The organism is Legionella sp. W05-934-2, from assembly GCF_964199965.1.
Taxonomy (GTDB): domain Bacteria; phylum Pseudomonadota; class Gammaproteobacteria; order Legionellales; family Legionellaceae; genus JAFIFT01.
In genome coordinates this window covers 230,688-255,225 of record NZ_CAXMZT010000001.1, presented here as the reverse complement: position 1 = coordinate 255,225, position 24,538 = coordinate 230,688, and the positions used below count along the sequence as shown (strand labels likewise).

The window sequence follows — 24,538 nt, the reverse complement described above, 5'->3', positions numbered from 1 at the left end:
CTTGCCTTATTGCTATTGCGCAAAAGGCTTTAATCCGAAGGGTAATTCATGAGACATTATGAAATTGTGTTTTTAGTTCATCCTGATCAAAGCGAGCAAGTACCTGCGATGGTAGAGCGCTATGAAGGGATGGTGAAAAAATCAGGTGGCAGCATCCACCGTAAAGAAGATTGGGGCCGACGACAGTTAGCCTATCCAATTAACGATCTCCATAAAGCGCATTACACTTTATTAAATATTGAATGTGATCTCCCAACATTAAATGAGATTAAAGATGCATTTAAATTTAATGATGCCATATTGCGTCATATGATTATTAATCGTAAAGAAGCCATTACCACACCATCGGTAATGATGAAGAAAGATAAAGAAAGAAGCGTTGCTTAATTGGAGGTTGTTATGTCGTCTTTTTCACGTCGAAAAAAAATGTGCCGATTCTCAGGCGAAGGTTCTGATGCAATCGATTATAAAAATATCGAGTTATTAAAGGGTTATATCAGTGAATCGGGTAAAATTGTACCAAGCCGTATTACTGGCACACAAGCTCGTTTTCAGCGCTTATTGGCAAAATCAATAAAACAAGCCCGTTTTCTAGGGTTGCTTCCTTATTGTGACAGCCATAAATAAGTTGTCGAGCTTAATTACGTATCCCGTTTTGATGATTTAAAGAGAGAATTCGATGGAAGTTATTTTATTAGAAAAAATCCGAAATTTAGGGGATTTAGGCGACACAGTTAATGTGAAGCCCGGTTATGGCCGTAATTTTCTTGTCCCCCAAGGTAAAGCTGTATTTGCTACACCCGACAATATAAAGGTGTTCGAGCAAAGACGTTCAGAACTTGAGAAAAAAGCGAAACAGTTGTTATCCCAAGCTGAGCAACGAGCGGCTAAAATTAACGACACCAAGCTTGAAATGTCTGTTCAGGCAAGTGATGAAGGCAAATTGTATGGCTCGATAGGCCCAATTGAAATCGTTCATGCGCTTACTGAAAAAGGCATTGACGTTGAAAAACGTGAAGTTGTTCTACCAGAAGGTCCGATACATTATGTCGGTGACTATCAAGTAGAAATTCATGTGCACACCGATGTTGTTGCTCAATTAGAAATCACAGTTTTGTCAGCTTGATTCGATAGATTTTGTCGGGCCTTTACAGGCCCGATATCTTATTTCCTACCCCATTTTTTTATTTTAGCGACGGTATTTTCAAAATACATTGTTAAAACAGGCACAACAAACAACAATAAAAAGGTTCCAAATGCTAGTCCAAAAACAATCGAACAAGCCATGGGTATTAAAAATTGCGCTTGAATGGAACGCTCAAATAATAAAGGCGTTAACCCTGCGATTGTGGTAACGCTTGTTAAAAGGATGGCTCGAAGACGTCGGCTAGATGCTTCAGTAATAGCATGGATTATTCGCATTCCTTCTTGTTTCAATGTTTGGTATTCGTTGATTAAAATAATGGAATCATTGATGATAATGCCACTTAGACCGAATAAGCCAAACAGCGATAATAGGGTGATATCAAGGCCCATGAACCAGTGGCCAAGTAATGCTCCAATTAAACCAAGCGGGATGGCTGTAAGCACAACAAATGGTACGAAATAAGAGCCAAACACCCAGGCTAAAATGATATATATTAGCAACAAAGATGTGAATATACCCACTTTGATATCATACAATGTAATGGCTTGATCCTCTGCTTTTCCTTTGAAGCTAAAAGTAACGTTATATTTATTTTCTAAATTCTTTAAGAGGGAATGTTGTATTTGTTCAAGTATCTCATTCGCATTGGCTTGGTCAGCATCAACATCTGCTTCAATGTTTGCCGATAATTTATGATCATTATGAACAATGATTTCAGGTAAGGACTGGTATCTGATGGTGAGGATGTCTTGTAGAGGGATTAATTTACCACTGGTTGTCTTAATCAATAAATGGTTTAGTGTTGCTCGATTGTAACGTAAATGTTTATCGAGGCGCACCATCACTTCAATCTCTTCATTTGGATCATTGAAGGTTTGTAAAATTTCACCTTGAAATGCAGCACGGAGTTGTCTGCCAACATTGTTGGTTGTTAATCCCAAAGCTTTACCTGTTTCATTAATTTTAAATATCAACTGCTCTTGGGCATAGGGGAGGTTATCGGAGATGCCTGTTACGCCTGGTGTGTTTCTTAAATATAACTCAATTTCATTTAATGCTTGTTTGATATTAGCGATTGTGCTGCCGTTTACTTGAATTTCAATATCTTTACCTGGTGGGCCACCGCGTGGGGAAGATATTGCGAGATTGCTAATTATATCTGTCACTTGTAGTCGGTTTCTTAACTTTTCGATAACTTCTTGGTTTGTAAATCCCCGTTGATCGTTTTCTATTAATTCAATTAAAACAGATCCATAATCAGGCCCCAAACGAAATCTATATTCATCTTCATCCGTTCGATTGAGAATATAGTAGGCTAATTCGACACTATTTTTTAGCTGGTAAGTTTTATCCATTTCAATGCCAATTTCATATGCTTCATTGACTATGCTTTGTAAAAAATGCATTTGCTTTTCTTTGGAAGTACCGGAAATGAACTGAATATTAGCCTTGATGGTATTTGATTCAGGCGTAGGGAAAAAAGTGAATTTTAAGGAACCGGATATTAGCAAAGAAAGCACCAGAATAACTAAGCTTGACGCAGCAGCGACAACCCAAACATGATTGATAAGTGCTTTTCGGATGATGGGTAAAAATATTCGGTAACGAAAATAATAATAGGTTTTATCGATTTTGGAACGTATAAGGTATCGATTTTTGTTAAGGTGTTGAATTTTCAAAAATGAATGGTACAAATGACCGGGTAACACCAAAAAGCATTCAACCAGGGATGCGACAATCACGCAAACAACAATTAACGGAATATCGAATAATATTGTGCCTATTATCCCACTGACCGTCATCAAGGGAATGAACGCACTAATGGTTGTCAGAGCTGAGGCAATAATAGGGGGCATCATTTTATAGCAGGCGCTGATAATAGCAAAATCTGGCCGATGGTGCTTTTGGTAATTGGTTAATGCTTGTTCTGCGACAACGATAGTGTCGTCAACGATTATTCCCAATGTCAGTATGAAAGCAAATAAACTGACCATATTGATTGAACCACCATTCAAATACAAAACATAGAGTGCCGCTGATAGGGAGATAGGAATGCCAACACTGACCCAAAGTGCTGTGCTTCTATCTAAAAATAGAAAAAGTAAAATGACAATCAGTATTAAACCACTTAGACCATTCGATAATAGCGTATCAATTCTATCTTTTATTAATAACCAGTTTTGTTGGAATAGCACTAAATTAACTGACTTACCGAGGAGTTGTTGTTTATTCTTTATCCAGTCTTGAGCAATCTTGGCCATGTTCAGAGCACTATCTTGATTTTTCCGATAAAGCTGTAAAATAACGGCTGGTTTTCCCTGATAGATGATTATCGGTTCTTCTGTTGAGTAGGTTTTTTTTATTTGAGCAATATCTGATAATATAATGCCACCACCTGATTGATTGCCAAGAACACGTAAATTATTAAAATCTTGTACGCTTCTTTTTTTTTCGACTGCTCGAAGGTTTTGAGCGTTTTTTGATTTTCCAATCTGTCCTGATGGAATATCCTGGCTTTCCAGGGCGATCGCGTCAGCAATATCGTTAAAAGATAAACCAAGATTGTTCAGTGTAACTGGATTCAATTCAATGCTAATTTGCTGTTTCGGCAAACCAATCACATTTATTTTAGATATCCCTTTGTCTTGTAATTCTTGTTGCGACTGCCAGGCAATATAGCGTAACTCATCAATATGTTTTGGGCCATAAATTATCAAATAAGCAATACGTTCAAGCGGCTCTAACCGCTTAATGATGGGCCTTTCACTGTTGACTGGAAAATCTCTCACCCTTGAAACAGCATCCCGGACCTCCTCGCTGGCTAAACTCATGTCAATTCCATCTTCAAACCGTATCGTTATCTCGGCCGCAGATAAGCTCGCTGTTGATTTAATATCTTTGATATTATCAACATCGCGCAATTCTATCTCAATTGGGTATAAAATGCTTTTTTCTACATCGTCTGCGGATGCACCAGGCCATACCACTCTAATCTGCACCAAGTTCAAGTCATAACTAGGTAGGAACTGAACATTCATTTTTAAAAGGCCATATACACCCGAGATTACCATCAACGCCATCAATAAATTTGCTGCAAGCGGGTGGCGCATAAAGATTGTAATGATGTTGTGACTATTTTCTTTCATTCGTCGTCACCATTAATCCATCACGTGCATTGGGCAACTTGCTACTTAAAAGGTTGAATTTATCTGGTAAATCAGTTTGGCGTATCAGATAAAAAAGCTCTCCTTTAATATACTTTTCACCCAAAACCTGAACATGGACGGATTTTAATCGATTATTCTTTATTAAATAGATTCGTGATTCTCCATATAAGGATGTCGAAGGTATCACATACACGTCATTTAAAACAGGTAGTTGCAGATACACTTTAACAGTTTGATTTAATGGAAATAACAAGCTATGTTTGGCAGGAATTTTAAAAAAAATATCAATGGTTGAGGAACCTTGCTTCAATGATGCCCCTGTTCGTAAAACGCTTAAATGTAAATCCAACGGTGACATTATTTTTGCTTTAAACGAACTTGTATCTTCCATTGCTTTTGTAGTCACGGCGAGATATTTATAGGGCAATTGAGCACGTATTTCAACGTCATTTAAATCATAAAGACTAACAATTTTGGAACCATACCCAATCCCATCACCTGGTGAAACAAATACCTCGATAATTCGACCATGAAATGGGGATGTTAGCGTTGCATCTGCTAAATCTAATTTGGCTTGTTGATATTGGTGTTCCTGCTGCATTTTTTTTGCTTTTAATCGATTCAAGCGAAGGGTATGCGTCTTTATTTCGATGTTTTTCTGTACAAGCATGATTTGTTGACTTAAGAGTTTATTTAATGCTTCGTCGACATTCGATTGCGCTTCAAGTTTTCTTACTTCCAATGTTTCGAGACGTTTCATCATCGTTTCATTTGTATTTACTAACCGATTTAAGTATTTTTCTGATTTTATATCAAGATCATTTTCAACCATCTCCATCTGTATTTGTGAGTTTATTTCCTCAATAGCCATTTGCTTTTCATGAACGATATGTTCAAATTCCTCTGGGTCAAGCATGACGAGCATGTCATCTTTTTTTACAATATTTCCCTCTTTAACATACACCGTTTTGACGGTCGTTTGTAACGACGATGTGATGGTAGTGGTTTTAGGCGATTCAACTTGGCCATAAAGAATTATTTCAGGTGAGGTGTTTGATTTTTGGATAGCAATAGATTGCACAGGCCAGATTTTTTCAGTGATCTTGCCTGAAGGCTTACTACCACTTGTCAAGATAATCCCTGTTACTAATAAAATAGTGAGTAATATAAAAACAAATGGTATGACTTTATTTAATGTAATTTGATTTTTCATGCTTTAAATTTCAGTCCTTATGTTTAATTATAATGAAAAATGAAGAAATTTCTTGCTTTCGTGCATGTTTGACTAATTGAAGAGCTATATGCTCATCCCTCAATCGCTTTAAATTGAGGGTGCGCTATTCTTTATTATGGATGCTGCTAAACTTATATATACAAACAAATGAAAGAGCTATCGCATGGCTTTTAAAAGTTAGTTGGATTCAAATGCACTTAAATATTTCCATGCATTTCTAAATGACTGATATCGATTGATAATTGGTGATGCATATGTCAAAGCATAGTAAATACTTTTATTTAATCGTTTATGCATTAGTTTGCCTTCCCTTGGCAAGCTTTTACTTAAGCGGTATTTATTTTCTCTTAGTCCCGATCACGGTTTTTATCGTTATACCCATAATCGATTTTTTTTTCCGAGATGCTATTAACCCTGGCTCTGAAGAAACGATGAACCGTAAGCACGATCTCTTCTATCAAAGAATTCTCTTATTATATCTACCGACACACGTTGCCCTCATTGTAGGTGGCATGGTTTATCTCTTTGTTATGCCGATATCATTTATTGAGTTAGTGCTTCTAAGTTTTATGATTGGGATTATTACAGGCAGTGTGGGGATTAACATCGCTCACGAATTAATGCATAAAGCAAACTTGTTGAATCAGGTTGTCAGCCGAATCATACTGACTTTTGTGTGTTACGGTCATTTTGTAATTGAGCACGTCCGAGGGCATCATGTGAATGTTGCCACGCCAAATGATCCGGCTACTGCGAGATTGAATGAATCAATTTATCGCTTTTTACCACGCACCGTGATTGGTTCTTGGAAATCTGCCTGGAAAATTGAAGGCAACCGGTTAAACCGCCAAGGAAAATCATTTTATCACTGGGACAATGAATTTTATTGGGTGATAACCGGTCCATTGATACTTATATGTATGGCCTATAGTATTGTCGGTGCACTTGGAGTCATATTTTTCTTACTTCAAAGTATAGTTGCAATATTAATGTTGGAGGTTGTGAACTACATTGAACATTATGGCTTAGTGCGAAACAAGTTAGCGAATGGTCAATATGAAGTAGTAGGGGAGAGACACGCTTGGGATGCCGATCATTGGTTAAGTAATCACATTCTATTTAATTTAATGCGTCATGCAGATCATCATATTTATGGTTTTAAACCTTATCAGATTCTCTTGATAAGTAGGCAAAGTCCAAAACTACCGGCAAGTTATGCAACCTTATATTGGCTAGTCTTTATCCCGCCGCTTTGGTTTACCATTATGAACCCAATCCTGGATGCGCATCAAAGAACTGAGCAGCAAGTTCACATCGCTTCATAATTTGGACCACCACCACCTTCTGGCGTAACCCATTGTATATTTTGTGAAGGATCTTTAATATCGCACGTTTTACAGTGTATGCAATTTGGGCTATTAATCTGAAGCCTCGGCTTGCCTTCATCGTCTACGATTTCATAAACATTTGCGGGGCAATAACGCGTTTCAGGCGAGGCGTAGGTTTGATAGTTCAAGGATATTGGAATAGCGGTGTCTTTTAATTTAAGATGGCAGGGCTGGTTTTCATCATGATACACATTGCTTAGCGCTAAAGAGGATAGTTTATCAAATGTGAGTTTATTATCAGGCTTTGGGTAGTCAATTTTTTTGCAGACTGCTACTGGTTTTAGTTGCCGATGATCGTCTTGGTTTTTGAGTGTCCAAGGTGATTTGCCATGAGCGATGTAATTCTCAAATGCAGCATTGGCAAGTCCTAGCCATAAACCTCGGTGAAATCCCGGTCGTATATTACGTACTTGATAAAGCTCTTTACCCATCCAATCCTGACGAATAACATCATCTAATTGTTTTAAATGGAGAACGGATGTGTTTTCATCTGCTTTTTCTAACGCGTCAAAACAACATTGAGCTGCAAGTTGGCCTGATTGGATGGCCATGTGGATCCCTTTTATTTTCGGCACATTGATAAAGCCTGCAGCACATCCAATTAAGGAGCCACCAGGAAATGCTAGTTGAGGGATCGACTGCCATCCGCCTTCGTTCAGTGCTCTGGCACCATAGCTAATTCGTTCACCACCTTCCAGCATCTTGCTAACCAAAGGATGGGTTTTAAAGGTTTGCATTGTTTTGAAAGGATCAAGCCAAGGGTTTGAATAATCTAAACCAATAACAAAACCTAAAGCGATACGGTTGTTACTTAAATGATAAATAAACGAGCCACCATAGGTGGAGGTATCTAAAGGCCAGCCAACAGTGTGAACAACAAGACCCCGTTCATGTTGGTTCTCTGGCACTTGCCATATTTCTTTAAGACCGATGGCATAGGTCTGGGGATCGCAATTTTTTCTTAGATGATAATGGGCCATCAATTGTTGGCTAAGGTGCCCACGACAACCTTCAGCAAAAAGCGTTTGTTTGGCCAATAAATGCATGCCTGGTTGAAAATTGCTGGTTTGGTTTCCTTGTTTATCAATACCTAAATCACCTGTTTGTATACCAATCACCTGATTTTGATCGTCATAGACGATTTCACTGGCTGCAAAACCAGGGAAAATATCGCAACCAAGTTGTTCAGCTTGCTCAGAAAGAAATTGGCATAATAACCCCAAAGATATAATGTAGTTACCTTCATTTTTCATTGGCGATGGGGTTGGGAGTTTGAACGATTTTGTTTTAGAAAGGAAATAAAAGCGATCGTCTTTAACGGGCGTATCTAAGGGCGCCTTTTGCCAAGAATCAGGCAATAATGCTTGCAAGCTTTTAGGTTCAAGCACGGCACCTGATAATTGATGAGCACCGATTTGGGCTGCCTTTTCAATCAAGCAAACAGAAATATCTTGATTACTAGCTTGAGCAAGTTGTTTTAATTTGATTGCGGCTGATAAACCTGCGGGCCCAGCACCCACAATCAGCACATCATAAGTCATTGATTCGCGTTCCATAGGGCCCTAAAATATATTCTGTTAATCTTAAAAAATTATATTTAAATAGTAGAGACAAGGTTACTGTCTGACAATTTTGAGGTTTCAGTGTGTGTGCTTTCAACCTCTGGTAGTTTCAGTGATACGTTGGTTAGCGTTGTATAGAGACTTTGCCAAACCTCTTCAGATTTTTGTCCTGATAATAGTTGACGGAATCCATTTAATTTCTCAATGATTTGATTAACGCGCTCTTTGCGAGTTAGAGACGTATTTTGAATGATTGTATTTGCACTGTTTAAGAAATCTTCAAATTCAACTAAATTTACCGCACCTTGTCTTTTAAATCTTCCTAATGAAAAAAATGACAACAAATCATATTGGCTATTGGCATGTTTACGATAGTCACCAATTTTTGCGGAAGCATCACAAACAATGGTTAAAAAATCAATTTCATCTTGGTTACCTTGAATTTTTTTAATATGAGAGAAGTAAGTGAGACTTTTAGCGATAGCTTCTTTACCCTTACAACCAGATTCCCATATTTCATCGGATAGTGTTTGCTTAAGATACGCTTCAGCAATTGAAATTCTAAGGTTATCTTCGATATCAATTTTATCAAGCTCTGTAACCAGTGCATTAAGCAGGACAAATCGCCAGCTTTTATTAAGGCCAGTGCGCCATTTTACAAATGTTTGTGATTCCAGGGTTTCTTGTATATATGAAATGATTGGGAGAATAGGCCAGGCTAATTTTATGTTAATCATGGATGGGGAGGATATTTTGTCTATGAGTAATACTGCCTTTGTTGGATCTAGTTCTTTAGATTTGCAGTAATTTTGAACAATCACAAGAACGGCCGGACTAATTTTGGCGAGCGCTTTTTTTACCGCTCCATCTGTTATCGAAATTTGTAATGTAGATAACATTGTCTCAGCTTGATCTTCTAAGCTACTATCAATTTTCTTTTGCATACAACCATCCTTTGTTTCCTTTGAAAATCATGTGGCGATCACACTTGTTGATATTATGGAAAACAAGAACAAAGTGCAATCATTTTTTTGTGTATTTTAGAAATTAACCACGATGAATGTTCACTAATCATCTGTTGTTGGCAATAGATGACGGTAGATTACTCCTGTGAATTGGGCGTTGCGGACAATGATGAGTGGATTGAATTGATAGAATCTAAGGTCTAACTTAAAATGTTTACTTAATAAGTTGAGCGGCTCTTTCACCATGGTCTGTATTTGCGGGATCGTCTGCATCAGCTGGTGTTGAATATCAGGATGGCTAATTAATTGGTAGGGCAATAATACAGAATCATCCTCCGTCATGCGCAAAGGCGAAGATAGGGAGGTTATCGTTAAATTGGTGTGGTCATTTCGAGGTATTGAATTAACATCCGATGTTTCTAATAGGCGGCATTTAAAGGATAGAGCAAGGGATTGAAGTTTCTGGTTGATGTCTTCACTTTCTGCACACGAAAGTTCATGATGATAAGATAAATAGTTCCCATTGCTATCTTGTAGGTAAAACGGATCACTGCTCGCAAAATAACTGTTATTAGGGTGGATGCAGGGTAGGGCATTCGCATAATAATGGTGCTTTAACTGCTTTCGCCATAACCAGGGATGGATGGGTATGCATGTGTTGCAATGTGACGGTTTTACGCCATAGCAAAGTATTTTTCCCTGAAACCCAGGCATGTATTGTAACGCTTCTCTAATAGAAAACTGGCTGGGCAAAGGAGAATGGTGCTTGCGGATAAATTGTCGATTAGCCAGTTGTTGCAAAAACAACAACTGCTCAGATGGATTAACGGCTGCGTTCGATTTGAGTGATATCATTCCAGTTAGTTTTGCATAATGCATGACATGTTGGTCATAGGCTTCATTCATCACTTTTAAAATAATATTATGATACGCTTCATCCAATTGGTTTGAGGGAGGATTAGCCAATAGGGGGAAATTTTCCATAATTGAATCAATAATTTGTTGCATTTGTTTTTGCAACACGCCAATGCCCATTTCCATCAATAAGAATCGACAATAGTCACTGATAGCTTGATGGTTTGTAACAGTCATATTCATGCTTGTATCCTTACAGATTTTACATAAGACACACTTAAATTAATAAGGACGACTGTCACTGCGTGTTTATGTTTAATCTGATTTAATCATTCTTTTATTTAATATAAATGATAATCATTATCATTTGCAATATTTTTTATGAAATTAATTAGTTGTTAGATAGGCTGAATGGAAAAAATTTGTCTACACTAACAATAACTACGAATAAGAGGATGACATGATGATAGATAAATTTACTTATCAACCAAAAGGGGATAAAAAAAACTCGGACTATTTTGAAGAATATCGCATGAAAATTTATGAAAGACGTGAGAAAACAGGTCTTGAACAACTTTTTGGTGATATGAAGGGTGTTGTTGTCCAGGTACAAACAGGCGATGCATTAGACTATATCAAGGAATTATATTCCATGATGCCTTATCGGTTCGCTAAAGGTTATATCAATAATACACATAAAATATATATCCTGACTAATACATCAAACTCCCCCATCTTTATTGTCATGGAACCCCTTGATCCCAACTTTAAGGACGATATCACGCGTTTAAATAAAATGTATCCTAATTCGAGAGAGAAATTTAACGCACGCTATGTTGGGGAGATATATCATAGCGACAACATTGACGAAACCAGAAGCATTTTAGAAAGTCAAGATTTTAATTTTCATAACCAAGATATGACAGAAAATAAGTTTTATTGTAATAAAAATATATTATTCACGCGTCTTTCAGATTTTACTTATAACTGTTTAGGTTATACCAAAAACTCGATGGAGGATTTTGATAGCCTTGAATTGGGTCAACCATTCCAGTTAACAAAGACTCAGCTTTCCGAGTTGGATAAAGTGGCACAATTTGCATCGGATAATGGGTTAGATAAACTCATGTTGGGTATTGATCACATGGCGACAAGGATCCTCGCTGGCGAACGAGAAGATGCTATTCTAGAGTTTTTATGCTTATCCAATTATTATTTTTGGGGAGCCTATAATATATCGGATATGAATTCATCGACGAATGTGAATCGTATTCCTCATGGAAAAGATATTAGATCGCCTGCTAAGGTGTTTACTGCAAATAATACCCCATTCATGGTAAACTCGTTCGAAAATTTACCCATGCCTACTGAAAACTTTGTTCGTAATTATGGGCGTCGAATGCACCATATTGCGATTGAAATAAGGGATGGTGATCATTCGTCAGGACAGAAAAACATTGATTATGTTGTTAATAAAATTAAGACAGAACGACATGTCGGTTTTTTGGCGCAAGTTTTTGGCGAATGCAAAGATGAGCCGGATTTAAAACAGATATTTTCCAAACATTCTGCCTATTCATTGTTGATTACTGAATATGTTGAACGATGCCATCATTTTGATGGGTTTTTTACGAAAGCAAATGTTGCTGCCTTAACCGAAGCGGCTAGTTTAGATGAAGAAGTGAAAGCTAGTCATGAGAAAAATCCAGTTATCGGCGATTAGAACCCCTTTCTTGGAAAGGGGTAAATGCTTGATGCGCTAATTAAAGGTAGTTTGACATTTAAAAAGAGTCTGGGGACTTTTCTTCAATGAAGAACCACAAAACAATTGATGCCAACATCATCAATGGCAATATGGATAAGGCCACTTGGTAGTCTAACGTATTGTATGGTAAATCATTAGCTTTCTCTAATGCTTTAGCCACGGTGCTGGAGTGCTGTAATTTAAAGCTGGTATCCAGTAGATAACCAACTAAAGGCTGACCTAAGGCTCCCCCGACCATATTGGCCATGTTCATAAAGCCAAGTGCTGAGCCAGCCATTTTTTTGCTATGAATCAATGCCATTAATGTAAATGAAGGCAGAAAGAAACTTGAAAATAAACCTAGCGCAAAGGTTAAATAATAATACATATTGATGGAAAGCGTATTAACATAAATGATGATGAACATGCAGAAAAATGAGACTATCGATGATAAAAGCATCACAAATTTATGAGAACTCAACATGCGAACAAGTATTCCACTTAATGGCGCACCAAACACCCATCCAAAAAAGAGCATAGAATTCAACTCTGCGGCTGTCGTTTTAGATAAACCATAAACACTTTGAAAAAAAGGAACGCCCCATAGCCCACCAAAAATGGAAGTTGTTGCAAACATTAATCCGCCGTAGATGGCAATCCACCAGCTTTGTTTATGCGTTAATACTAATTTTAACCCTTCCAATAAATTGGAGTTTGTCGTAGCCGAATTCTCATCTAATTTTTCATTGGCACTAAAAGAGCGAGAAAGCGTTGGTGAATGACGCACGAACAATACAATAAGAGCCGCTAAAAACAGGCCAATAAACGCAAGCGTTGCCATTGCTTGGCGCCAACCGACATTCTCAACAAGATGCGCTAATGGTGCTTGACCAAAAATACTGCCTGACATCCCGATAGTGACCATAAACCCCACTAACAGGGAAAACTGCTTTGGGGTAAACCAATTAGTCGCAATTTTCATGGTGCATACAGCAGCAAACGCAGCCCCAAAGCCGATAAAAAATCGTCCTGCACCGATAAATATAATACTCGGTGCTATCGCAAATAAAAAACAACCGGCAACGCAGGAAAGTGTTGCGCCGGTTAGTAAATAGCGGACGTTGTAGTTATCGACAAGGACGCCGACAGGCATTTGCATCGGGGCATAGGCATAAAAAAAGAAGGCAATAGCAGAACCTAATACTGCGCCGTGAATGCCAAATTCATTGATTAAATTATCAGACATGACGCCAGGGGACACTTGAATTAAGTTTTCATAAAAATAGAAAGAGCAGCCTAAAAGCCAAATAAACCAAGGATAAAATCTTGATGCGCTATGAACAGAAGGAGTGCTAGTAGAAGTATGCATAGACGATTGCCCTGATTATTAATAAAATTAAATACAGTGCAATCAATTATAAAACACTTTTATCACTCTGGTCAAAAAGAATCTGCAGTAGCATGGTTCCAATCTCTAAAATATGAAGGAATCTCTTTACCTTCGAGTAATTGGCGGTACGCTAATTGAGGAAATAACTCTGAATAATTCATTGCCCGCATATCGTCACGACGGTAATAGATAAACTCAGGTCTTAGTTTATCAGGATGATCAATACCAATTGCTCCAGTTAACTCGAGAAACGATTTTACCGTTTCTTTATGGTAATTATAAGTATGAAATCGCTTTTCATTGGGTACTAATGCTTCATTTCGTGAAGCATCCTGGGTGGCCACGCCGGTGGGACATTCATTCGTATTGCATTTACGAGCTTGAATGCAGCCAACGGTAAACATCATCGCTCGAGCAGAGTTGCACATATCAGCGCCAATGGCGATTTTGTGCATCATGTCAAAGCCGGTTGCAATTTTGCCACTTGAGATAATGCGAATTTTATCGCGCAAACCACAACCCAAAAGCGTGTTATGAACAAAGGGAAGTGCTTCGTTGATTGGCATACCTAGTCGATTGCTGAACTCAACAGGTGCCGCACCCGTACCTCCTTCAGCGCCATCGACCGTTATAAAATCGGGCAGGACATTGGTTTCCAACATGGCCTTGCAAATACTAAAAAACTCGCGTTTGATGCCAATGCAAAGTTTAAAACCGATGGGTTTTCCTCCGGAAAGTTCTCTTAAATGCGTAATGAAAGTCATTAACTCTCTTGGATTTGAGAACGTGTTGTGGGTTGGGGGTGAAAAACAATCCTCGTCTTCAGGAATTCCTCTGATTTCGGCAATTTCTGGTGATATTTTAGCGGCAGGTAAAAGGCCGCCATGGGAAGGTTTGGCGCCTTGTGAGATTTTGATTTCAATCATTTTAACAACATCGAGATTGGCTTTTTGTTCAAATAGCTCGGGATTAAAGGTTCCATCGGGGTTGCGGAAACCAAAATAGGCGGTGCCAAGTTGTAATATGATATCGCCACCGCGTTTTAAATGGTATGGGCTTAAGCCTCCTTCACCGGTATTGTGGGCAAAATTCCCCATTTTTGCGCCCCAGTTTAACGCTTCAATTGCGTTATGTCCCAGCGCACCATAACTCATCGCAGATATATTTAATCGTGAGGCGTGGTATGGCTTTTTACACGCATCGCCCCCAACCCAAATTCGCTCGGATTCTGGATCGACGATTTTAGGTGATAACGAATGATGCGCATATTCATAGCCAGGCTGGTAAAGATCTAATTGTGTACCAAAAGGGAGTGTATCGTTAACTAACTTTGCTCGCTGATAAACTAAGGATCGGGTTTCACGATTAAACGGTTGTTCGCTTTGATTTGTAGCGACAAAGTATTGCTGCATTTCGGGGCGTATGGATTCGAGTATATAGCGCATATGCCCAATTACGGGATAATTTCTAAGAATATTATGGGATGAAATATAGAGATCATACAACCCAATCAGAATGTAAGGAACCACTATAAACAATAGTATGTGGGCGTGTGGCCAAATATATCCCACGCCAAAACTAATGAATAATCCGAGCGCTGAAATAAAAAAGAAGATTTTTTTAGCCATGATATCCCTATTACTTTTTTAGTATTTGATTAATTTTAATTTAGCACAGTTCGACACAATGAGGGTAATTACCTTTGTTAGAAAATCATAAATAACGTCCCGAAATGCCAAATTATTGGCTAGGGGACGTTATAGAAATTAGACGATCACGGGTATTTGTTTAAGAGCAGATATAAGTCAAGCTAAATTGTAATACATGCGTATACAATCGCGCTAGCCGCAATCCTTCGTCATATGGTTGACCACCGATGCTATCAAGATTGCTTTTACCCCAATCGGCAAATTGATAGCCAATGCCGCCATGCCAATTTTGGTTAAATGCTGCTTCTAAACCGCCACCGAGGGTGTAGGCAAATGCAGCTGTGGTGGTGTTGGAGCGGAAGGTTGGCATTTGTGGTATCTGGGTTTCCTTATATTGATGCGAGGAATTCATTCCCAGACCAAAAGAACCCATAATATAAGGCATGAAAGTTTGATTTTGGGCACCGAACAACAGCATGCCTTTTAATCCAACACGGCCATGGGTAATACGATATGAGTATGTATAGGGTTGCACTGTTGCACTGGGTGATGGTATGACTGTCCCTTGCAATTTGGCTTGTGACGATCCGGCCGCTGCGATTCCGAAACGGCCTGTCATATAATTTGTTAAAATATGTTGTAAAGCAAAATATAATTCGCCTTCACCGAGTGTGTTCCATTTTTTATTGGCAATGTAATTGTTGAAAAGCGGAATCGGGGTGCTGGTGCTATATTGCATCTGCGTATCACCCGCTTTTGTCCAGCCAGGACCACCACTAACCGTAATTACTTTTGTCCAGACAATGGGAAATTCATCGTTTGGTCCAATTAGGCCATCGTCACAAGCTAAACATCCAGCTTGAGTGCTACTGGCAAATAACAAAGATAAAATGGATGAGGTTACTAATTTACGAATCATGAAAATCCCTTTTTATAAATATTATGTTATCTTACCCAAAGCGCACTGATATGACAATATTGCTATAATAAATTTACAAACCGGATAAAGGATAGGTTATGAAAGGGTTTCTCGTTATGCTGAGTTTAGTACTGTCAGCCAATTGTTATGCACAGGAAAGGCCCACGCGCTTAATTGGTCAACAATATAACAATGTGCCAGACTGTATCAAATGGCGGTCAACAGATTGTCTCAATGTGATTTGTATGAATTCTCCCGATAGAAATTGCGAGGAGAAATGCAAAGCGGATATAGAGAAAGTCTGTAAACAAGAGTTTGGTAAATTCTAGAAATCGATGTCTAGCTGAAATCTTCCTAACCCTTGCAAAGTGACGACCGTTTGTTAGTCCCATAGAACATTATAATCAAACCAAAGGGTATGTAATTTGGCACAAAGCTTGCATGACTATCACTATCTCAATTATCTTGCAGGCAAAAAAGGTTTATGAGCGACGAAAAACAAGAAAAAGAAAAGGATAAAGACGTTCTTTCGCAAGAAGAAATTGATGCGCTATTGCATTCTGTGGGGCCAGATGACGAGACGAATGAAGAACAAGGAGATAATTCTACCAGTTCGGAACCTGAGCCCCTAGTCACAAGTAGCAAAGACACTTCTTCTGACGATAGCTCTCAAAAACCCGCGAAGGAAGAAAGCCAGAGTGAGCTGGCTGCCATCCAACGCAAACGTCAAGAAGATGTTATTCGAGTCGTCAACTTTGCCAACCAAGAAAGAAGTGTACGAGGCGAGCTGCCAGTTCTTGATAAAATCTATGACAGGGCTGTTCGATACTTTAATACTGATATCTACCAACTCATGGCTAAAGAACTACAAGTTGAGCAGGAGCCGCTTCAATTTATTAAACATCGCGAATACTTATCCTCTTTACCAAACCCAACCTATTTAGCAGTGCATCTTATTAAGCCATTAAAAGGGAAGGCTATATTTTGTTTCGATAAGGTGTTTATCTACGATTTAGTGGATTATTATTTCGGTGGGAATACCCATTTTCAATCGGATAAAAACCGTAATGATTTTACTGCAACAGAAATGCGGGTGATGGATATTGTTCTTGAAAAGTTACAAAAAAACATCGAACAAGCGTGGGCACCGATCGTTCAACTCAAAGTCGTAAAAGCTGCCGATGAAACCAACCCTCAGTTACTGCACATTGCTGAACCGAACGAAGTGCTATTAGTCAGTAAATTTAATGTGACGTTTGGTGAGGAGAAAGGCTTTTTCTCGTTTGTTGTCCCTTATTTAATGGTAGAGCCCCTTAAACAACAGTTAGAATTAGGTGCCGCAAGGCCTGATGATGAAATTGACCCCAACTGGATTAATTCGTTAAAAGAAGAATTGATGGATGTTAACTTACCGGTAGGAGCCCATATTGCAAGGTCCAAAAGCACGTTGCGACGCGTTTTAAAGTGGCAGGAAGGTGATTTTGTTCCCCTAGAGAAGCGAGATAGGCTAACGCTTGATATTGAAAATATCCCTTGTTTTGAAGCTGAAATGGGTGTGGTTGATGATAAAAGGGCTGTTAAAATTGTAAAAAAAATAACCTATTAGGAGAGTGATCATGTCTGATAATGAACCAGTAGAACAAACAGCTAAAAAAGAAACTGGTGAGAATCTTGCAGGTGATGCAGAAAAGATGGAAATGATTCTTGATATTCCTGTGGCAATAACAGTAGAGATAGGTCGAACCAGGATGACAATTCGTAATCTATTGCAGCTCAACCAAGGTGGGATTGTTGCATTAGATAGGTTGGCAGGCGAACCTTTAGATGTTTTAGTAAATGGAACATTGGTTGCCCATGGAGAGGTTGTTGTGGTCAATGATAAGTTTGGCGTACGCTTAACGGATATTGTTAGTAAGTCTGAGCGAATTAAGCGGCTACAATAATGAAAAAAATCATCTTAATACTAGTATTTATTCCTACTCTCACCTTTGCAGCCAAAGCCCCCGACGTGGGTGGCCATGTTAGCGGTGCAGAGTGGCTGCGCATGATGATTGGGTTGGGATTTGTGATTGTTGTTATTTTCCTGTTAAGCTGGATATTGAAAAGAGTTCAAACAGCTGGGTTTGCCAGCAATTCCACGATTAAATTATTAACCGGCCTATCTTTAGGCGGCAGGGAAAAGCTTATGATGGTTGAAGTGAATGGTCGTTTTCTACTACTAGGTGTTGCTCAAGGAAGTGTTTCACTGGTCTATGATTTTGGGACAGAAAAGCCTGAATCATTAGAGCGCTCCCAAAAGTCCTCATTCGCAAATATCTTTAATGCTGCGAAGGGAGGCAAATCATGAGACGATTGTTTGTTTTAATATGTTTGGCGTTTATGTTGGTACCTTCAGTTGCCAGCGCAGCACAATTAACATTGCCAGCCCTAGCTGTCAACAATATGCCCTCCGGTGGTCAAACCTATAGCATCAATTTGCAAATTATCGCTTTCATGACACTGTTAAGTGTTTTACCTGGGTTGTTGCTCGCTTTAACCTCTTTTACTCGAATTATGATCGTACTGTCAATTCTTCGACAGGCGATAGGGATGGCTCAAACACCAACCAATCAAATTTTAATTGGCCTTTCTTTGTTTCTTACTTTTTTTGTCATGTCACCGGTGCTAACAGAAGTCAATAATACAGCCATACAACCCTATATCCAGGACAAAGTTAACTTTTCTGATGCAATGAACAACGCTCAGAAGCCTTTTAGACAATTTATGTTAAATCAAACGAGGAAAAACGACCTAGCGCTTTTTGAACGCTTTAATAAAACCTCCTATAAAAGCCTAGATGACATACCCATCACATTGATAATACCTGCCTTTATTACCAGTGAATTGAAAACAGCTTTTGAAATAGGCTTTATTTTATTTCTGCCTTTTTTGGTCATTGATTTAATCGTTGCCAGTGTTCTTGTTGCCATGGGTATGATGATGTTGTCTCCGCTGATTATTTCGCTACCTTTTAAAATCATGTTGTTTGTCATGGTTGATGGGTGGACATTAGTCCTTGGTTCATTAGCATCAAGTTTTGCCATGAGCTAACTATAAGGAGATTGCAATGACACCATCAACTGTTGTTTCTCTGTTTAGTGAAAGTGTTTATGTCATTATTTTAATGTTAGCGGTATTAGTATTGCCTGGCTTAATTGTTGGTTTGCTGGTGGCAATGTTTCAAGCAGCAACCCAAATTAATGAAATGAGCTTAAGTTTCATCCCAAAATTACTCGTAACCTTTTTAACACTCATTTTCGCAGGGCCATGGTTATTAAAAACGATGGTTAATTATACGGACTCTTTAATCAATAGTATTCCTTATTTAATAGGTTAAGATGACAATCGACTACCCTTTATTCATTCAATACTATAGCCAATTAATATGGCCTCTGGCTCGAATAAGCGGCCTATTTTTGTCGATACCGTTAATTTCATCTTCCATGGTACCAGGAAGAGTTCGAGCAATATTTGCATTAACGATCGCATTTGTTTGTGCGCCCTTGATTTCGCCATCGATGAGCTTTTTAAATTTCAATGGGACGTATATTTTAATTGCTATCCAAGAATTGTTGTTGGGTGTTGCGATGGGATTTGCATTACAGATTGTCTTTCAAGTCTTTATTTTGGCGGGTCAAATTGTTGCGCTACAGGCTGGATTAGGCTTTGCAACGATGATCGATCCCACGAGTCGTGCCAGTGTTCCTTTGTTGGGGCAATTATACTTATTTATTGTATCGTTAATATTTCTGGCATTAAACGGGCATATTGCCGTAATTGGTGCTTTAATGGATAGCTTTCAGCAATTACCTTTAGGTCACAACGTTTGGCATTTTGATTCGATATTAGCATTGATAAAAATGTCTGGCTGGATGTTTAAACAAGGAGTATTAGTAGCCTTGCCAGCGATATTATCGATGTTAATTGTTAGCTTAACGTTTGGAATAATGACCAAAGTAGCACCACAATTAAATATTTTTTCCATCGGCTTTCCTATCACGCTATTAATGGGAATTATTATTATTCGGTTTGGATTGCCGGGGTTGAGCCAACAAATTGAGCAGTCGTTAGAAATAGGGATGAACACAATCTATGGGATGTTTCAATAATGGCTGAAGAAGATCTATCACAAGAAAAAACCGAACAGCCCTCTCCCAAGCGCCTAAAAGAGGCGCGAGAGAAAGGGCAGGTGGCTCGTTCAAAAGATTTCAATGCTTTAATTATCCTGACATTTGCTGGTATCGGCTTTTGGGTCAGCTCTGACTATCTTGGCAGTCAGTTAGAAAGTATGATGAGACAAGCCTTTTCATTTGTCCCTGATGACATTAAAACCCCCTATCATACGATTAACTTATTATCCTCCGTTGTAAAAACTGGGTTAATTGCAGTTTTACCGATATTGATTGTCATTTTCATATTATCACTCATCGCACCTATTATGATGGGTGGCTGGGTTTTTAGTACGGAATCACTTAAGCCACAAGCTTCTCGCATGAATCCTATTAAAGGATTTAAGCGAATGATCTCACTCAAAGGTTTCATGGAATTAGCCAAAGCATTGGCAAAATTTGTAATTATCGCGACAGTTGCAATTTTGGTTTTAAACTATCAATTGGCTGAGTTTATGGCTCTAGCGGGTATGTCAATTGAATCAGCTATTTCAAAAGGCCTAATCACTGTCCTTCAATCGTTCATTATGATAGCTAGCAGCATCATTATTATTGCAGCCATTGATGTTCCGTTTCAGATATATGAACATCAAAAGCAATTAAAAATGACCAAACAAGAAATGAAGGATGAGTTTAAGGAAACAGAAGGAAAGCCAGAGGTTAAAGCGCAAATACGCCGTACTCAACAAGCCATTGCCCAACGAAGAATGATGAGCGAAGTACCGAAAGCGACGGTGGTACTCACAAACCCAACCCATTATGCGATTGCGATTCGATATGATCAAGAGGGGGATAGAGCCCCTTACATCGTGGCTAAAGGTAAAGACATGATGGCCTTACAAATTGGAAAAATTGCCAAAGAACATGAAGTCCCCCTTCTAAGAATTCCAAACTTAGCAAGAGCTATCTATTTTTCAACGGATATCGATGAAGAGATTCCGCATGGGCTATATATGGCTGTGGCACAGGTTCTTGCATATATTTTACAAGTGGGTAAAGAGGTGACGGAAGATGAAATTCCTGATAGATTAAAGGACCTACCCATACCCGATCATCTCAAACAAGATGCCAAGGAGGCTGACTAATGGATGCGGCTATTAATACCCTTCGTCAGTGGGTTCAACATGGACTAGGAACGCCAATTATGCTGGTGATCATGCTTAGTATGATGATCTTGCCTCTGCCCCCATTCTTACTCGATATATTTTTTACATTCAACATTGCTTTCTCAATGATTGTCTTGTTGGCAGTTGTCTATAGTGAACGACCGCTTGAATTTGCTGTTTTTCCAACGGTGATATTATTAGCAACCTTGTTAAGACTGGCCCTGAATGTGGCTTCAACACGGGTTGTTTTGCTGAACGGTCATACTGGTACTGACGCGGCTGGTCAAGTCATTAAATCATTTGGTGAGGTCGTCATTGGCGGAAACTACACGGTTGGTTTGGTTGTATTTTTGATTTTAATGGTCATCAATTTTGTGGTCGTCACCAAAGGTGCCGGTCGGGTGTCGGAAGTCAGTGCACGCTTTACTTTGGATTCCCTCCCTGGAAAGCAAATGGCAATTGATGCGGATCTAAACGCTGGAATTATAAACCAAGAGCAAGCACTATCTCGCCGAGAAGAAGTCTCTAGGGAAGCCGATTTTTACGGGTCGATGGATGGTGCTAGCAAGTTTGTTCGCGGCGATGCGATTGCGGGGATTATCATTTTAGTCATCAATATCGTTGGTGGGTTAATTATTGGCGTTGTCCAACATAATTTATCCTTTGCCGAAGCAAGTCATAACTACATTTTATTGACGATCGGTGACGGATTAGTGGCGCAAGTGCCTTCCTTAATATTATCGACTGCCGCTGCGATTATGGTAACACGAGTGTCCGGGGCACAAAATATGGGGCAGGCTGTTATCCACCAAGTATTTGGTCGATCACGGTCATTGATGATTGCTGCGGCAATTTTAGGTGCGATTGGTATGATTCCCGGTATGCCACACGTTGCCTTTTTGACGCTTGCCATCGGAATCGGTGTTATTTCTTGGTATATGTACCAAAATGAGCAACTGCGAACTAAACAAAGTGCGGAGGGAGAAGATGTTGAAAAACCCACCAAAGAAACAATGAAATCAAAAGATCTTTCTTGGGAAGATGTCAGCCAAGTCGATACGATTGGTTTAGAAGTAGGCTATCGGTTGATTCCACTTGTCGACCAATCGCAAAATGGTCCTTTACTGGCAAGAATTAAAGGGGTGAGAAAAAAGCTATCCCAAGAGCTTGGTTTTCTAGTTCCAACTGTTCATATACGGGATAATTTGGATTTACAGCCCTCCCATTATCGTATCTCGCTTGCCGGCGTTGTGATGGCTGAGGTGCAAGTATTTCCGGAAAAATGGCTCGCCATAAATCCTGGACAGACTTTTGGCGAATTGAATGGTATAGAAACAAAAGATCCGTCATTTGGTCTTGAAGCTGTTTGGATTGATGAATCTCAGAAAGAAGACGCAAGTGCTTATGGGTATACGGTCGTTGATGCCTCAACTGTCATCGCAACCCATATCAGTCAAATATTGAAAGATAACGCAGCCAAGTTAATCGGTTATGAGGAAACACAGCAATTACTCGATAAAGTTTCGAACTATTCGCCAAAATTAATTAAAGAGCTTGTGCCTGATAATTTATCCTTAGGGGCTGTCAATAAAGTATTACAAGGGTTGCTCAACGAAAAGATACCTATCAATGATTTACGAACGATTTTTGAAACGTTAGCAGAGGCCGGTCATCATAATAAAGAAAGCGATTATTTAATTAGCCAAGTAAGAATTGCGTTATCACCGTTGATAACACAAAGAATTTGTGGGTTTGAAGATGAAATGCCAATTTTAACGTTAAAACCAGAATTGGAACAAATATTGCATAACTCATTACAAGGTACAACGGGTCAGTCTGCAGGCTTTGAGCCAGGCCTTGCAGACCGTATCCAGCAATCGGTTTCTAATTTTGCCAATCAACAACTGGCAAAAGGGGAACCGACGGTACTGGTGGTGCAACCGGGATTACGCTCTTTCTTATCGAAGTTTGTGTTAAGCGTCGCACCCAACATACATGTCTTATCCTATCAGGAGATACCTGATAATAAACAAGTACGCATTATAGGTACAATTGGCTAACTGGGGTAGCTTATGAAACTGAAACGGTTTACCGCGCCTGATACCAGGACGGCTATGCAACAAATAAAACAAACGTTTGGACCGGATGCAGTGATATTATCGAGTAATACCGTGGCAAATGGTGTGGAGGTTGTCGCTGCCATTGATTTTGATGAGTCAGTGATCACCCAACAAGCTGCCGTGGCAAGTGCAGCACCAGAGCCTGAAGCGCGGCAATCCTCGAGTGCCAAGCCTGCTACTTCATTAGATGATATGAGAGAAGAAATCGTCACTTTGAGAAGTATGTTAGAGGCTCAGTTACGTGGCGGTGCCAATAACGACCCCCTTCGGACCGTTCTTATGCAACGCATGACATATTTAGGGATGAGTTTTGAATCGGCCGCTAAATTAATTGAGACGATACCAACACATGTTACTCAGGCCCAGGCCTGGCAACAACTATTAAATACCATTAGTAAATGTATCACGATTAAAGATGGTCACCGCATAGAAGAGGGCGGTATTTATGCCTTTGTTGGCCCAACAGGTGTTGGAAAAACAACCACGTTAGCGAAAATAGCTGCGCGATTTGTGTTGCGTTATGGTGCTGAGAATTTAGGACTAATTTCCATGGATACTTATCGCATCGCTGCGCAAGAACAATTGGTTGTTTATGGTAAAATATTTGGCGTCGATGTGTACAAAGCCGAAGACCAAACCGCATTGACAAGGGTTATAAAACAACTTTCTGGTAAAAAATTAATTCTCATAGACACCGCGGGCATGAATCCCTCGGATGAACGGATGCATGTGCAAATGGATGCGTTGAATATTCATCATCATTCCATTGCGACCGTCATAACACTTCCCGCTACTAGCCATTATCAAGTCATTATTGACGCAATTCGAAAATATCAAACGCAAAACATTGATCAGTGCGTCATTACCAAATTAGATGAATGTAAAGCAATCGGTGGGATATTATCCGCTTTGATAGAAACGGGAATGCCTGTCAGTTATTTAACACATGGTCAACGGGTTCCTGAGGATATTAAGCTGGCAACTCGATATCAATTAATTGAGCAGTTAGCTGAACAAGAAATTCACTTATTTCGTGATTCATTAAATGAAAGCACCACAGTGCAGGATGCATAAAGGGGATTTT

General features: G+C 39.2%; 23 protein-coding genes. 15 read left to right on the top strand and 8 right to left on the bottom strand.

The genetic code is table 11. The annotated features are described in order from the left end of the window. Positions 1-48: 48 nt before the first annotated feature. Genes rpsF through rplI form a run of 3 tightly spaced genes read left to right on the top strand, consistent with a single transcriptional unit; the run spans position 49 to position 1,126 of the window. The gene (rpsF, locus tag AB3348_RS01185; RefSeq protein ID WP_367605709.1) at positions 49-387 is read left to right on the top strand and encodes a 30S ribosomal protein S6; all 339 of its coding nucleotides are present in this window, start codon (positions 49-51) and stop codon (positions 385-387) included. 12 nt (positions 388-399) lie between these two features. Next, on the top strand, positions 400-627 hold the full coding sequence (rpsR, locus tag AB3348_RS01180; RefSeq protein WP_367605708.1) for a 30S ribosomal protein S18: 228 nt from the start codon (positions 400-402) through the stop codon (positions 625-627). A 52-nt stretch (positions 628-679) separates the two neighbouring features. Continuing rightward, positions 680-1,126 carry a 50S ribosomal protein L9 gene (rplI, locus tag AB3348_RS01175; protein WP_367605707.1) on the top strand — a complete coding sequence of 149 codons (447 nt, stop codon included), beginning with the start codon at positions 680-682 and terminating at the stop codon, positions 1,124-1,126. 38 nt (positions 1,127-1,164) lie between these two features. Here the strand turns inward: rplI and AB3348_RS01170 are convergent, their stop codons facing one another. Both AB3348_RS01170 and AB3348_RS01165 read right to left on the bottom strand, forming a co-directional pair. After that, positions 1,165-4,293 (bottom strand): efflux RND transporter permease subunit, encoded by a 3,129-nt coding sequence (locus tag AB3348_RS01170; protein WP_367605706.1) that lies wholly within the window; start codon positions 4,291-4,293, stop codon positions 1,165-1,167. Next, on the bottom strand, positions 4,280-5,527 hold the full coding sequence (locus tag AB3348_RS01165; protein ID WP_367605705.1) for an efflux RND transporter periplasmic adaptor subunit: 1,248 nt from the start codon (positions 5,525-5,527) through the stop codon (positions 4,280-4,282). The genes AB3348_RS01170 and AB3348_RS01165 overlap by 14 nt, the downstream gene beginning before the upstream one ends. 275 nt (positions 5,528-5,802) lie before the next feature. Here AB3348_RS01165 and AB3348_RS01160 point away from each other — a divergent pair, with 275 nt between their 5' ends. After that, positions 5,803-6,873 carry an alkane 1-monooxygenase gene (locus AB3348_RS01160; protein WP_367605704.1) on the top strand — a complete coding sequence of 357 codons (1,071 nt, stop codon included), beginning with the start codon at positions 5,803-5,805 and terminating at the stop codon, positions 6,871-6,873. Here AB3348_RS01160 and AB3348_RS01155 read toward each other — a convergent pair. The 3 genes from AB3348_RS01155 to AB3348_RS01145 all read right to left on the bottom strand — a co-directional run bounded on the left by AB3348_RS01155 (position 6,858) and on the right by AB3348_RS01145 (position 10,561). After that, on the bottom strand, positions 6,858-8,492 hold the full coding sequence (locus AB3348_RS01155; RefSeq protein WP_367605703.1) for an electron transfer flavoprotein-ubiquinone oxidoreductase: 1,635 nt from the start codon (positions 8,490-8,492) through the stop codon (positions 6,858-6,860). The two genes, AB3348_RS01160 and AB3348_RS01155, sit on opposite strands and share 16 nt — an antisense overlap. A gap of 41 nt (positions 8,493-8,533) precedes the next feature. Beyond that, complete coding sequence (locus AB3348_RS01150) at positions 8,534-9,442, bottom strand: hypothetical protein (protein WP_367605702.1); 909 nt, start codon at positions 9,440-9,442, stop codon at positions 8,534-8,536. 123 nt (positions 9,443-9,565) lie between these two features. Beyond that, positions 9,566-10,561 (bottom strand): hypothetical protein, encoded by a 996-nt coding sequence (locus AB3348_RS01145; RefSeq protein ID WP_367605701.1) that lies wholly within the window; start codon positions 10,559-10,561, stop codon positions 9,566-9,568. A 220-nt stretch (positions 10,562-10,781) separates the two neighbouring features. Here AB3348_RS01145 and AB3348_RS01140 point away from each other — a divergent pair, with 220 nt between their 5' ends. Continuing rightward, positions 10,782-12,041: a hypothetical protein gene (locus AB3348_RS01140; protein ID WP_367605872.1), complete on the top strand. Its 1,260-nt coding sequence runs from the start codon at positions 10,782-10,784 to the stop codon at positions 12,039-12,041. A 58-nt stretch (positions 12,042-12,099) separates the two neighbouring features. On the opposite strand, the gene AB3348_RS01135 is transcribed toward AB3348_RS01140, so the two are convergent. The 3 genes from AB3348_RS01135 to AB3348_RS01125 all read right to left on the bottom strand — a co-directional run bounded on the left by AB3348_RS01135 (position 12,100) and on the right by AB3348_RS01125 (position 16,020). Next, the gene (locus AB3348_RS01135; protein WP_367605700.1) at positions 12,100-13,431 is read right to left on the bottom strand and encodes an MFS transporter; all 1,332 of its coding nucleotides are present in this window, start codon (positions 13,429-13,431) and stop codon (positions 12,100-12,102) included. Positions 13,432-13,502: 71 nt separating this feature from the next. After that, positions 13,503-15,080, bottom strand: coding sequence for an FMN-binding glutamate synthase family protein (locus AB3348_RS01130; protein WP_367605699.1), 1,578 nt, complete (start codon positions 15,078-15,080; stop codon positions 13,503-13,505). Positions 15,081-15,240: 160 nt separating this feature from the next. Further along, positions 15,241-16,020: an outer membrane protein gene (locus tag AB3348_RS01125; protein ID WP_367605698.1), complete on the bottom strand. Its 780-nt coding sequence runs from the start codon at positions 16,018-16,020 to the stop codon at positions 15,241-15,243. Positions 16,021-16,118: 98 nt separating this feature from the next. Between AB3348_RS01125 and AB3348_RS01120 the strand changes: the two genes are divergently transcribed. The 10 genes from AB3348_RS01120 (at position 16,119) to flhF (ending at position 24,528) form a co-directional block, all read left to right on the top strand. Further along, a complete protein-coding gene (locus AB3348_RS01120) occupies positions 16,119-16,349 on the top strand; it encodes a hypothetical protein (protein ID WP_367605697.1) in 231 nt (76 codons plus the stop codon). Positions 16,350-16,504: 155 nt separating this feature from the next. Continuing rightward, entirely contained in the window at positions 16,505-17,626 is a 1,122-nt protein-coding gene (gene fliM, locus AB3348_RS01115) for a flagellar motor switch protein FliM (RefSeq protein ID WP_367605696.1), read from the top strand. Positions 17,627-17,711: 85 nt separating this feature from the next. Next, positions 17,712-17,963 carry a flagellar motor switch protein FliN gene (fliN, locus tag AB3348_RS01110; protein WP_367605871.1) on the top strand — a complete coding sequence of 84 codons (252 nt, stop codon included), beginning with the start codon at positions 17,712-17,714 and terminating at the stop codon, positions 17,961-17,963. Beyond that, on the top strand, positions 17,963-18,367 hold the full coding sequence (gene fliO / locus AB3348_RS01105; protein WP_367605695.1) for a flagellar biosynthetic protein FliO: 405 nt from the start codon (positions 17,963-17,965) through the stop codon (positions 18,365-18,367). Before fliN ends, fliO begins: the two co-directional genes overlap by 1 nt. Then, entirely contained in the window at positions 18,364-19,110 is a 747-nt protein-coding gene (gene fliP, locus AB3348_RS01100) for a flagellar type III secretion system pore protein FliP (protein ID WP_367605694.1), read from the top strand. Before fliO ends, fliP begins: the two co-directional genes overlap by 4 nt. Before the next feature lie 16 nt (positions 19,111-19,126). Then, complete coding sequence (gene fliQ / locus AB3348_RS01095) at positions 19,127-19,396, top strand: flagellar biosynthesis protein FliQ (RefSeq protein WP_367605693.1); 270 nt, start codon at positions 19,127-19,129, stop codon at positions 19,394-19,396. Position 19,397: 1 nt separating this feature from the next. Further along, the gene (gene fliR, locus AB3348_RS01090; protein WP_367605692.1) at positions 19,398-20,168 is read left to right on the top strand and encodes a flagellar biosynthetic protein FliR; all 771 of its coding nucleotides are present in this window, start codon (positions 19,398-19,400) and stop codon (positions 20,166-20,168) included. Beyond that, positions 20,168-21,313 (top strand): flagellar biosynthesis protein FlhB, encoded by a 1,146-nt coding sequence (flhB, locus tag AB3348_RS01085; RefSeq protein ID WP_367605691.1) that lies wholly within the window; start codon positions 20,168-20,170, stop codon positions 21,311-21,313. The genes fliR and flhB overlap by 1 nt, the downstream gene beginning before the upstream one ends. Further along, on the top strand, positions 21,313-23,394 hold the full coding sequence (gene flhA / locus AB3348_RS01080) for a flagellar biosynthesis protein FlhA (protein WP_367605690.1): 2,082 nt from the start codon (positions 21,313-21,315) through the stop codon (positions 23,392-23,394). The genes flhB and flhA overlap by 1 nt, the downstream gene beginning before the upstream one ends. A 12-nt stretch (positions 23,395-23,406) precedes the next feature. After that, on the top strand, positions 23,407-24,528 hold the full coding sequence (flhF, locus tag AB3348_RS01075) for a flagellar biosynthesis protein FlhF (RefSeq protein ID WP_367605689.1): 1,122 nt from the start codon (positions 23,407-23,409) through the stop codon (positions 24,526-24,528). Positions 24,529-24,538: the final 10 nt, after the last annotated feature.